At 68.9% G+C, this 11797-nt stretch carries 12 protein-coding genes and 1 pseudogene; 2 read left to right on the forward strand and 11 right to left on the reverse strand.

Annotated features, from left to right (window positions below; genetic code table 11):
- Positions 1-15: 15 nt before the first annotated feature.
- The 11 genes and pseudogenes from AU196_RS19755 to AU196_RS19805 all read right to left on the reverse strand — a co-directional run bounded on the left by AU196_RS19755 (position 16) and on the right by AU196_RS19805 (position 10056).
- Positions 16-1410, reverse strand: coding sequence for a nitrate/nitrite transporter (locus AU196_RS19755; RefSeq protein WP_059096761.1), 1395 nt, complete (start codon positions 1408-1410; stop codon positions 16-18).
- A 95-nt stretch (positions 1411-1505) separates the two neighbouring features.
- On the reverse strand, positions 1506-2096 hold the full coding sequence (locus tag AU196_RS19760) for a GNAT family N-acetyltransferase (protein ID WP_059096909.1): 591 nt from the start codon (positions 2094-2096) through the stop codon (positions 1506-1508).
- A 43-nt stretch (positions 2097-2139) separates the two neighbouring features.
- Positions 2140-3083 (reverse strand): annotated as a pseudogene (locus AU196_RS19765) (alpha/beta fold hydrolase).
- Between the two features lie 7 nt (positions 3084-3090).
- On the reverse strand, positions 3091-3969 hold the full coding sequence (locus AU196_RS19770) for a 5-oxoprolinase/urea amidolyase family protein (RefSeq protein WP_059096762.1): 879 nt from the start codon (positions 3967-3969) through the stop codon (positions 3091-3093).
- Positions 3970-3996: 27 nt separating this feature from the next.
- Positions 3997-4659: a 5-oxoprolinase subunit B family protein gene (locus AU196_RS19775; protein ID WP_059096763.1), complete on the reverse strand. Its 663-nt coding sequence runs from the start codon at positions 4657-4659 to the stop codon at positions 3997-3999.
- 73 nt (positions 4660-4732) lie between these two features.
- On the reverse strand, positions 4733-5413 hold the full coding sequence (locus AU196_RS19780) for a queuosine precursor transporter (RefSeq protein WP_059096764.1): 681 nt from the start codon (positions 5411-5413) through the stop codon (positions 4733-4735).
- A gap of 12 nt (positions 5414-5425) precedes the next feature.
- On the reverse strand, positions 5426-6391 hold the full coding sequence (locus AU196_RS19785) for an ABC transporter substrate-binding protein (protein WP_059096765.1): 966 nt from the start codon (positions 6389-6391) through the stop codon (positions 5426-5428).
- Positions 6392-6407: 16 nt separating this feature from the next.
- A complete protein-coding gene (locus AU196_RS19790; protein WP_059096766.1) occupies positions 6408-7511 on the reverse strand; it encodes a YeiH family protein in 1104 nt (367 codons plus the stop codon).
- A gap of 149 nt (positions 7512-7660) precedes the next feature.
- The gene (locus AU196_RS19795; RefSeq protein ID WP_059096767.1) at positions 7661-8458 is read right to left on the reverse strand and encodes an SDR family oxidoreductase; all 798 of its coding nucleotides are present in this window, start codon (positions 8456-8458) and stop codon (positions 7661-7663) included.
- A 310-nt stretch (positions 8459-8768) separates the two neighbouring features.
- Positions 8769-9368, reverse strand: a complete 600-nt coding sequence (locus AU196_RS19800; RefSeq protein WP_059096768.1) for a LysE/ArgO family amino acid transporter — start codon at positions 9366-9368, stop codon at positions 8769-8771.
- Between the two features lie 82 nt (positions 9369-9450).
- Entirely contained in the window at positions 9451-10056 is a 606-nt protein-coding gene (locus AU196_RS19805; RefSeq protein ID WP_059096769.1) for a VOC family protein, read from the reverse strand.
- A gap of 163 nt (positions 10057-10219) precedes the next feature.
- Here AU196_RS19805 and AU196_RS19810 point away from each other — a divergent pair, with 163 nt between their 5' ends.
- Both AU196_RS19810 and AU196_RS19815 read left to right on the forward strand, forming a co-directional pair.
- Positions 10220-10936, forward strand: a complete 717-nt coding sequence (locus tag AU196_RS19810; RefSeq protein WP_231737658.1) for an MlaE family ABC transporter permease — start codon at positions 10220-10222, stop codon at positions 10934-10936.
- 3 nt (positions 10937-10939) lie between these two features.
- The gene (locus tag AU196_RS19815) at positions 10940-11797 is read left to right on the forward strand and encodes an MlaE family ABC transporter permease (RefSeq protein ID WP_059096770.1); all 858 of its coding nucleotides are present in this window, start codon (positions 10940-10942) and stop codon (positions 11795-11797) included.

Raw genomic sequence — 11797 nt, forward strand, 5'->3', positions numbered from 1 at the left:
CCACGGATCCGGTGGTCACGTGTGCGCGAGGTCGGGCCGCGTTGCGCGGTCGACCGCGGCGTCGCCGCTCGGGCGGCGCACGTACATGACCCAGGTGACCGCGGAGGCCACCACGTAGAACACCGCGAAGATCCAGAACGCGGCGGTGGCCGAACCGCTCGACAGGTAGGACTGCCGCAGCGCGAGGTTGATGCCCACCCCGCCGAGGGCGCCGACGGCGCCGGCGAACCCGATCAGCGCCCCGCTCATGGCGCGCGACCAGGCGGCCCGCTGCTCCTCGGGGGCGTCCAGGGAGCGACTGCGCGCCTCGAAGATCGACGGGATCATCTTGTACACCGAGCCGTTGCCGATCCCCGAGAGCAGGAACAGGGCGATGAAGCCGACGACGTAACCGATCATCGTGGCGGCGGTGGCCGCGCCCGGGCTGCCGTCGTCGAGGGTGCTGACGGTGACCAGGACCCCGGCCGCCAGGATCATGCCCGCGAACACCGCCAGGGTGACGCGGCCGCCGCCGATCCGGTCGGCCAGCTTCCCGCCGTAGACCCGTGACAGAGAACCGAGCAGCGGTCCGACGAACGCGATCTGCGCGGCGTGCAGCGACGCCTCCGCGGGGCTCTGCCCGCCGGCGGCGAAGTTGATCTGCAGCACCTGGCCGAATGCGAATGCGAACCCGATGAACGAACCGAACGTGCCGATGTAGAGCAGCGAGATCACCCAGGTATCCCGCACGCGCAGAATGTCTTTCATCGCGGTGAAGTCGATCTTGTGCTGTTCGAGGTTGTCCATGTACAGCGCCGCGCCGATACCGGCGACGGCCAGGGCCACCAGGTAGACCGCGCACACCCAGTACGGCTGCCGGTTGCCCGCGGTGGCGATGACGAGCAGGCCGACCAGCTGGATCATCGGCACCCCGATGTTGCCGCCACCCGCGTTGAGGCCCAGCGCCCAGCCCTTGAGGCGCTGCGGATAGAAGGCGTTGATGTTCGTCATCGACGAGGCGAAGTTGCCGCCACCGAAGCCGGCCAACGCCGCGCATACCAGGTAGGGCCACAGTGGGAGACCGGGATTGGCGAGCAACACCATGGTGCCCACTGTCGGGATCAGCAGCACGAACGCCGAGAACACCGTCCAGTTGCGTCCGCCGAACCGGGCCGTGGCCAGCGTGTAGGGGATCCGCAGGCAGGCCCCGACGAGGGTGGCGGTGGCGCCGAGCAGGAACTTGTCGCCCGCGGAGAACCCGTAGACGGCCTCGGGCATGAACAGCACCATGACCGACCAGATGGACCAGACGGAGAAGCCGATGTGCTCGGCGGCCACCGACCAGATGAGGTTGCGGCGGGCGATGTACTTGTTTCCGGCCTCCCAGGCGGCCGTGTCCTCGGGATCCCAGTCGGTGATGCGGTGCGACATGGCGGCAACGGTAGGAAGGTTTCGTTACCCCGACGCTGCAGGCGATGACCCCGCCGTGAAATTCCGCTCACCTCGGTCGGCGCAGCGGTGTGAGATCACCAGACGTCGCCGTGGCGCCAGTCGCAGGTCAGTTCGGCGGTGGGGTCGAGCTCCGTGCCCCCGAGGGCCGCGCGGACCGGGTAGACGAACACCGACCCGTCGTCGTCGGGGGTGTGCACGCGCCCGTGCGGGGACAGGACCGACGTCGGCCCCCGCCACGGCGTCCATCCCCTGGCGCGGTACATCGGCTGGGCCATGGTCGACGTCGCGAGCGCGCCGAGTTGATAGGCGCCGCGCACCACCTGTTCGCAGGCGTCCATCACGGCGCTGCCGAGACCCTGCCTGCGCCAGTCCTCGCGCACGGCCACGGCCTCGATGTATCCGCAGCGCAGTGCGGCGTCGCCGTGGAGCAGCCGGCGCTGCACCACCGCGGCGTGGGCGATCAGCGCCCCGTGACTGCAGATCAGCGCGTGCATCCCGCCGAGCGCGTGCTCCCAGTCGTCGTCGGTGAAGTCACCGCCGAAGGCGTCGGTGACCATCCGGCGAGCGCCTTCGCGGGTCTCGTTGTCGAGATCCGCGGTGTGCACCAGCCGCGCGGTGTGGATCACCCCGTGAGCGCGACCCTCGTGGACCAGCTGCGGCAGCACACCTCGGTTGTACCAGCGCGCCGCCGCCGCCACAACGGCCCGGTCACGTGATCGACCAGAACTCGAGCAGCGTCCGTATGGTCGCCGTCAGCGGCAGCGGTTGGTCCAGCATCGGATGATGCCCTGCCTCCGCCAGTTCGACGAAGGGTCCGCGCAGCTGCAGGATGTCGCGGATCCGTTCGGCCATCGGCGGGGGCACGAGGCCGTTCTCGCACCGCAGATATCCCACCCGGCAGGGGACTCGGGTGAAGGTGTCCTCGACGATCTCCCGTTCGGCCGGGGTCTGCTCGAGCAGCTCGCCCCCGAAGATCTCGGGGTCGAACTTCCACACCCACCCGGTGTCGGTGTGACGGACGGACTGCCTGGCGATGTGGTCGGCGATGTAGGGCAGCGTCACGTCCTGTGCCGGAACCGCTTTGAAGCGCGCGAGGATCTCCTTCTCCGTGCGGTAGCCCGGACTGTCCCGCCTGCGGCTGCGCAGCCGGTTCTCCTCGGGAGCGCGTTCGCGCAGGGGCGAGTCGACGACCAGCATGCTGTCGATCTGCGTGCCGTACCGGGTGGCCGCGGCGGCGGTCACCCAGCGCCGCCCATGCTGTGGCCGACGATGGTCGGCCGCGCCGACGATCCCGAGACCTGCGCCGCGGCGAGCACCTCCCGTGCCCAGACGGACACCGCGTAGCTCGCCCGGGTGCCGCTGTCGCCGTGGCCGCTCAGGTCGGGCGCGACCACCGTGTGGGTGCGGGTGAAGAACGGCGCGATGTGATCCCACCACCCGGAGTGGGCGCCGCCACCGTGGACGAGGACCAGCGGCGGTTTTCCCGGCTCTCCCCACGAGCGCACCCGGATGGGGCAGCCTTCGACCTCGATCGTGTGATGGTGTGGCTGCTGGCTCAACGCCGTCGTGAACCAGTCCGGCACGGCCGTCGACGGAGACGAGAGCGAGGACTCTCCGCGGCGGAACAGGCGATTCACCTCGCCATTCTGCAACAACTCCCTACGCGAAGGGTTTCCGCGGCCGTGACCAGTGCAGCCGCACGGTCTGGCCCGGGCGGGCCTGCGAGGCCCTGTCGATGTCGTCGTCGACCACGACACCGATCACCGGATATCCGCCGGTGACCGGATGGTCCGGACCGAGGATGACCGGCAATCCGTTGGGCGGCACCTGGATCGCCCCGCGCGTGGCGCCTTCGCTGGGCAGCTGCCGGTCGGACCACCGGTAGTCCAGCGGCATGCCGACCAACCGCGTACCGACCCGGTCGCTGCGGGTGGTGACCTGCCAGTTGGTGCGCACCAGGATGTCCGGGTCGACGAACCAGTCGTCGCGCGGACCGGGCACCACCATGAGCTCGAGGACGTCGTCGTCGAGCGCCGCCACGGGCGCCTGGTCGAGTTCGGGGAAGTCCTCGGTGTGGTGGCCGACGGGCAGCACGTCACCGGGTTTGAGCGGTTGCGGTCCGATCGCCGACATCACGTCGTAGCTGCGTGACCCGAGCACCGGCGCCACGTCGAACCCGCCCCGCACCGCCAGGTAGCTGCGCAGGCCGGAGTACGGAACCCCCAGCGAGATCACGTCGCCGTCGTGGGCGTAGTGGATGCTGTTGGTGCCGAACGGCTTTCCGTTGACAGCTGGGTCCGCGTCCGCGCCGGTCACGGCGACCGCGACGTCACCGCCCCGGACGCGGGCGGTGAAGCCACCGAACATCACCTCGACCGTCGCCCGGTCACCGGGGTTGGCGACCAGCCGGTTGGCCAGCGCGTGGGCGCGGCGGTCGGCCGCGCCCGAGCGGGTGACGCCCATGTGCGCGAGCCCCGGCCGGCCTAGGTCTTCGACCAGCGCGAGCGGGCCCGTCTTGAGAACCTCCAGAGTCGTCATCGTCGCCTCCTCATCCGACCGTGCTCATCAGACGCTGCGGAACTCGACCCACATGCCCGGGGTGAGTAGCGCGGGGTTCTCGCGGTCGACGTCCCACAGCGTGGCGTCGGTGTGTCCGATCAACTGCCACCCGCCGGGCGATTCGCGCGGATACACCCCGCTGTACTCGCCGGCGAGCCCGACCGAACCGGCGGGCACCTTCGTACGCGGTTCGGCACGGCGCGGGACGTGCAGCCGTTCGTCACCGCCGACGAGGTAGGCGAATCCCGGTGCGAAACCCCCGAATCCGACCCGCCACCACGTGCCGGTGTGGGCGGCCACCACCTGTTCGGCCGTCAGCCCGGTCAGGCGGGCGACGTCGTCGAGGTCGGCGCCGTCGTAGACGACATCGATCACGGCGTCGGCGCGGTCCGGTGGGTTCGCGGACTCCGCCACCGCGCCGCGATCGACGCGCAGGGCGGCCAGCCGTTGCCGGGTAGGCGCCTGGTATCGCGGGCCGTCGACTTTGACCAGGACGGTGCGGGAGGCGGGCACGATATCGATGACGCCGGGCAGTCCGGCCTCGCGGACGGCGTCGGTCCACACCAATACTTCGGCGGTGCTGCCGAACTCGAGGAGCAGTGCCCGGTCGCCGTAGTCGAGCACTCTGGCCAGAACCATCGAGTCCATCACATCCGGTGCTGCGGTCATACCCAAAGCTACCGCTGGGTAACGTCGGCGTCCGCTGACTGAGAAGGTTTCCCAGAGGTGTTTTAGGAAGCGCTCAGACCGCGGGTTCGTACGTGGGTTCGCGACGCTTGATGGTGGCGATCACCCGGTAGGTCACCGGCAGCATCGCCGCCTCGATCACGGTCTTGTAGACCCAGCCGAGTGCCGCGTAGACGGCGAACGAGCCCATGTTGCCGAAGCCGATGATCGGTGCGGCGATCGCGCAGAAGACGAGGGTGTCGGCGAACTGACCCACCACGGTCGACCCGAGCAACCGCGCCCACAGGTGCTGTTCCTTGGTGCGCTGTTTGATCCGGACGACCACCCAGGCGTTGACCAGCTGACCGACCAGGAAGCCGGACAGCCCCGCGACGGCGAGCCCGGTGATCGCCGCGACGGTGGTGGCGAGCGCCTCCTGGTTCGCGTAGTCCGGCGCGCCGGGCAGGTGCACGGTCGTCCACAGCACGAGGACGGCGAGCGCCTGCATGGCGAACCCGATGAACACCGCCCGCCGCGCGGCGCGGAAACCGTAGACCTCGCTGAGCACGTCACCGATCACGTAGGTGAGGGGGAAGACCAGGAAGCCGCCGTCGGTGAGCAGCGGCCCGAACGCCACCCCCTTGGTGGCCGCGACGTTGGAGATCAGCACCAGGCCGGTGAACACGGCGACCAGCGTGGGGTAGTAGGCCGAACCGATGGTCGCGGAACCGCGGTGAGCTGTCGGCGCGACGGTCATCGGCACATTGTGTCAGGCCAGGATCTGCGCCAGCAGCGGCGGCAGCCGGTCGGCGACCAGCGGATAGGACAGCGGTGAGGCGAAAGCGATCGCTCCGGCGAGTTCCTTGTCGGTGAAGATGGTGCGCCCACCCGCGACGGCCTTCAGTCCCGCGATGGCCGGGTCGGCGAGCAGCGCGCCCTGTTCCTGTTCGTTCTCGGTCGTCCAGATGAGGACGTCGGCGGCGTCGAGCACCGCGGCCATCCGGTCGCGTGGGATCAGCGGGCCGCCCGGGTCGGCGACGGTGAACCCCATCTGGGTGAGGAAGTCGGTGCGCCAACCGGGCGGCACGGCCTGGACGCTGTCGCGGTGGAGCGGGCCGCGCACCAGCAGGGCCTTCTTGCCGGCGAACTGCGGATTGGCCGATGCCGCGGTGGTGAACCTCTCGTCGACGCGGGCGATGAGCGCCGCCATCTCGTCGGCCTTGAACACCGCCTGGCCGATGATCGTCGCCTGGTCCTTCCACGGCCCGAAGAACGCGGCGGACCCGCTCTGCGCCACGGTCGGCGCGATCTCCGACAGCGTCGTGTAGGTGTCGGCGTCCAGACCGGCGTTGGTGGCGACGATCAGGTCGGGGTTCAGCGCGCGAATCGCCTCGATCTGGATACCGTCGCCGAGGCTGAGCACAGTCGGCTGCGCGGGCCCGAGTTGGCTTCGCGCCCAGGGCCATACGCCGTACGGCTCGCCGCCGAACCAATCGGTGACGGCGATCGGGACGACCCCGACGGCCAGCAGGTCGTCCTGTTCGGTGAGCCCGGCGCTGACGACCCGGGTCGGCGGCCCGGGGATGCGGGTCTCGCCGAATGCGTGGGCGACGGTGACGGAGCCGTCCTTGGCGACGGTGCCCGTCTCGTCGCCGCCGCAGCCGGCGAGCGCGGTCGAACCGGCGAGCGTGGCGGTCATGGCCAGGAATGTGCGCCGCGACCAGGCAGATGACACGCGGCGAGCGTAACCGCTAACCCACCTCGAAGCCGCTGAACAACACGAGCGCGAGACCGAGTGCCACCACGATGTTGACGACGGTGGCCGAAGCGAACACCGCGACCGGGCGCCAACCCGCCTCGCGCAGGCCGCGCAGGGAGAACTCCAGTCCGATCGCGACGAACGCGAAAATCAGGAACCACGTCCGCAGGTCGTTGACCGTGGTGATGGTGGCCTTGTCGCCGCCCCACTGCAGGTACAGGGTGCCGATGATCGACGCGGCGATGAAGCCCAGCACGAATTTGGGGAACCGAGCCCAGAACTGCCCGACGGTCGGCCTGGCCGACTCAGCGCTGCGGCGTTCCACCTTGAGGGCGAAGTACGCGGTCAGCGCGATCGCGACGATGCCGATCAGCGCGTTCTGCGTGGTCTTGACGATGGTGGCGATCTGCAGGGCGTCCTCACCGGCGAGCGCCCCGGAGGCGGCGACGGCGGCGGTGGTGTCGATGTTGCCGCCGATCCACGCGCCGGCCACGGCATCGGGCAGGCCGAACACCCGGGCCAGCCAGGGCAGCAGGAAGATCGAGGGCAGCGCGAAGGCGATGACCAACGACGCGGCGTAGGCCAGCTGCTCACGCTTGGCCTGAACCGCCCCTGCCGCGGCGATGGCCGCACTCACCCCGCAGATGGACACCGCCGAGGCGAGCAGCGCGCGCAGTTTGTCCTCGAGTCCGAGGCGGCCGCCGAGCCACCAGGTGAACCCGAAGACGATGGAGATCAGCAGCAGCGCCTGCACGATCGCCGGTCCGGCCGCGGTGACGAGGACCTTGAGGTTGATCGACGCGCCGAGCAGCACCAGCCCGGTCTTGATGAAGAACTCGGTGCGAAAGCCGCCCGCCAGGGCGTCACGCAACGCGAGGCGGCTCAGCACCACGTTGCCCAACAGGCCCAAAGCGATGGCGTAGACCGGGAATTCGATGGATTTCGCGACGCCCTCGAAGGACGTGCCATCGGCCCACCGGGGCACCTGGGATTCGAGGAAGCGGGTGGCCGCGCCGAGCGCCAGCACGACCGCCACCCCGGCGACGGCGTACCCGATCCCGCTCGAGCGGCGCTCTTCGGTGGTCTGCTCGGTCACGGGATCACGCTGCCCGGGATGGCGCCGACGAGCACGAGCGCGAGCAGGGTGAGGCCGACGATCACGGCCAGCCAATCCTCGTTCATGGGTGCGCAACGTACCGGCGCCCGCAGGTGCGGGCACCGGTTGCGCTCAGCGTGAGGCCAAAGTCAGGAGTGGGCGAGCTTCTTGTTGACCAGCCTGGTCAGCCAGGCCGGCGAGAAGCGGGCGCCGGTGGCGAGCACCTTGGACTGCGCACCGACGGGGAAGTGCACCTGGTGCAGCGCGCGGCGCAGCGCCGGGGGTTCGACGGCGGCGACGATGGCATCGGCGATGTCCTGGGCGGTCAGTCGGATGCCCAGGGAGTCGGTGGTGCCGGTCTTGATGTCGTCGGTCATCGCCGTCTGGACGTACAGCGGCCACATCGCGATCACCCGGATGCCATACCGGCTCCACTCCAGGTCGAGGGCCTCGGTGATACCGCGGACGAAGAACTTGGTGGCGCTGTAGTTGGCGAGTTCGGCCTGACCGTAGATCGCGCTGGCCGAGGCGAGGTTGACGACGACCGCCCCGGGGGTGTTGCGCAGGTGGGGGAACGCGGCGTACAGACCGTTGACCACCCCCTTGGCGTTGATGTCGATCTCCTTGAGGTGCCCGGTGAGGTCGAGTTCCTCGAATCGGCCGGCCCGCAGGATCCCGGCGTTGTTGATCAGGACGTCGAGGCGGCCACCGGTGGCCTGGGTGAACTCCTCGATGCGTCGGCTCATCTCGTCGCTGTCGGTGACGTCGAGGTGACCGGTGAGGACGGTGGTCTGCACCCGGTCCAGTTCTTCGGTGAGCGTCTTGAGTCCGACCTCGTCGATGTCGAACGCTCCGACGGTGTAGCCCTTACGGGCGAAGGCGATCGCGGTCTTGCGGCCGATGCCGGCGGCGGCGCCGGTGATGAACACGGTTTTCGGGGTGCGCATAAGACATAGTCACCCATCCGCGGGTTTCGCAAACGTGATCGGGCCGCAGCAAACGAGACCGTAATAGGTGTTGGAATATCCAACCACGTCATTATTTGCGGGTATTCCTGCGACGGACGCGTCGCATGTGCCTGCTGTGACGGGCGTGACGGAGCTGATATGGCCAATGAGCCACGAATGGCCTGGAACTCCCCCTCGCGGCGCTAGGGAGAACGACCGCTCGGGAGAGCCCCAGGCCTGCGCCCAGGCTACGCTCAGAATTCGCTGGAGGACAGATTTCCGGGAATCCGTCATCGCGGAATCACGGAACTCATCCGAGAGCGATGGTGACGCCGAGAGCGATCATGATCATTGCGATCAGGGCGTCGAGGACTCGCCACGTCGACGGTGTCGAGAACAGGCCGCCGAGGCGGCGCGCGCCGAAGCCGAGGCCGGTGAACCAGACGGCGCTCGCCGTGACGGCACCGATACCGAAGAGCCAGCGGTCGTCGCGGTGCTCGTTGGCCAGGGCGCCGAGCAGCACGACCGTGTCGAGATAGACGTGCGGGTTGAGCCACGTGAGTGCGGCGCAGGTGACGAGGACACCGACGAGGCGGGCCGGGCCGTCCTCGGAGGGCATGAGCGCCGACGGCCGCACGGCGCGTCGCGCCGCGAGCAGACCGTAGCCGATCAGGAACGCGGCCCCGCCGAGCCGCGCGAGGTCCAGCACGCCGGGGTGGGCGGTGACGAGGGCGCCGAAGCCCGCGATCCCGGCACCGATCAGCAGGATGTCGGACACCGTGCACACCGCGACGACGGCGCCGACGTGCTCACCGCGGACGCCCTGGCGCAGCACGAACGCGTTCTGCGCGCCGATCGCCGCGATCAGCGTGAGCGACGACAGGAAACCGAAGACGACGGGGGAGGTCACGCCTTCGACGGTAGGCAGAGTGTGCGTTCAGTACAGCTAAAGATTCTGAAGATGGATTAGTAAAGTTAATGCGACGGGCCGTTCACGTGTGGAGGATCTCGTTGCCCTCCGGATCGCGGTCCGGCAGGTCGGCGCCGTCGACCACCAGGTGCAGGCGGTTGCGCAGGGTCTTGGGCTCGTCGACCCGAACGAACTCCACCCAGAACCGCGAGTCCTGACGCAACGACGCGTACACCGGGTGTTCCCGGGTGACGGGCAGTCCGGTCGGTCCGGACCAGAACCGGGCCAGCGCAGACGGGTCGAGGGCGTCGAACACCACCGCCGCGATCGGACCGACCCCCTGGTACTCCTCGCGGGGTTCGAGCACGCAGAACTCGTTGCCGCCGGGATCGGAGAGCACCACCCACGGCACGTCGCCCTGGCCGATGTCGAGAGGCGCAGCGCCGAGCGATCGAGCCTGACGCACCAGTTCGGCCTGGTGGTCGGCGGATGTCGAGGCGAGATCGAGGTGCAGCCGGTTCTTGACCCGCTTCGGCTCGTCGACCTCCGCGAACCGCAACCGCACGCCGTCGTCGAGGTGGACCGCGCCGTCGCCGACCGAGGGCAGCTGCAACAGCTCCGACCAGAACGTCACCAGCGGCGAGGGATCTGTCGACTCGACCAGGATCTCCCGGATACGGCTCGGCATGGTGCACAACCTATCCCGATGGGCGGGACGGGAGATGTGCCCCCGCTCACTGCGGTGTCACTGTTTCCCTTCGAGCCACCGGGGGTGGCGGGGACTAGGAGTGACGTTGGTGAACCGGGCAGATCTGGACCGTCCGCTGGAGGCGGTCGGCGGTCTGTTCGGGATGACCGTCGATGCGGTGAAGTTCGCGTTCAGGAGGCCGTTCCAGGCCAGGGAATTCCTCGAGCAGTCGTGGTTCGTCGCGCGGGTGTCGCTCGCGCCGACCCTGCTGGTCGCGATCCCGTTCACGGTGCTGGTCAGCTTCACGCTGAACATCCTCCTTCGTGAACTCGGTGCCGCCGACCTGTCCGGCGCAGGTGCCGCATTCGGCGCGGTCACCCAGGTGGGTCCGCTCGTCACGGTGCTGATCGTGGCCGGCGCAGGCGCGACCGCGATGTGCGCCGACCTCGGTTCGCGCACCATCCGCGAGGAGATCGAGGCGATGGAGGTGCTGGGCATCAATCCCGTTGCGCGCCTGGTGACCCCGCGCATGCTGGCTTCGGGCCTGGTGGCGCTGCTGCTCAACAGCCTGGTCGTCATCATCGGCATCATCGGCGGCTACGTCTTCTCGGTGTTCGTGCAGGGCGTCAACCCCGGCGCCTTCGCCGCGGGCATCACCCTGTTGACCGGTATCGGCGAGATGGTCATCTCCTGTGTGAAGGCCGCGCTGTTCGGGCTGATCGCCGGTCTGGTCGCGTGTTACCGAGGGTTGACGATCAACGGCGGCGGCGCCAAGGCCGTGGGCAACGCGGTCAACGAGACGGTGGTGTACGCCTTCATGGCGCTGTTCGTGATCAACGTGGTCGTGACCGCGATCGGTATCCGGATGACGACGGGCTAGCCGATGGGTGCACTCAGCACGCTGGGAGCGGCCTATCCCCGCGCCGTGCGGCAGTTCACGAAGCCGGCCAGTTCGGTCGGCCGCCTCGGCGACCACGTCCTGTTCTACGGCCGCGCCCTGGCAGGGACACCACATGCCGCCGTGCACTACCGCAAGGAGGTCATCCGGCTGATCGCCGAGATCAGCATGGGGGCAGGAACATTGGCGATGATCGGCGGTACCGTCGTCATCGTCGGGTTCCTCACGCTCGCGGCGGGCGGCACACTGGCGGTGCAGGGATACAGCTCGCTGGGCGACATCGGCATCGAGGCGCTCACCGGATTCCTCGCCGCGTTCATCAACGTGCGCATCTCCGCACCCGTCGTCGCCGGAATCGGCCTGGCCGCCACCTTCGGCGCCGGTGTCACCGCCCAACTCGGGGCCATGCGCATCAACGAGGAGATCGACGCGCTCGAGACCATGGGCATCCGCCCCATCGAGTACCTGGTGAGCACCCGCATCATCGCGGGGATGATCGCGATCACGCCGCTCTACTCGGTCGCGGTGATCCTGTCGTTCCTGGCATCGCAGTTCACCACCGTGATGCTGTTCGGCCAGTCCGGCGGGCTCTACGACCACTACTTCAACACCTTCCTCAACCCCGTCGACCTGCTGTGGTCGTTCCTGCAGGCGATCCTGATGGCGCTCACGGTGTTGTTCATCCACACCTACTTCGGCTATTTCGCCACCGGCGGACCGGCCGGCGTCGGGGTGGCCGTCGGCAACGCGGTCCGCACCTCGCTGGTCGTCGTCGTGGCGGTCACGCTGCTGATCTCGCTGTCCGTGTACGGCTCCAACGGCAACTTCAACCTGTCCGGATAG

This window comes from Mycobacterium sp. IS-1742, assembly GCF_001500125.1.
Taxonomy (GTDB): Bacteria; Actinomycetota; Actinomycetes; order Mycobacteriales; family Mycobacteriaceae; genus Mycobacterium.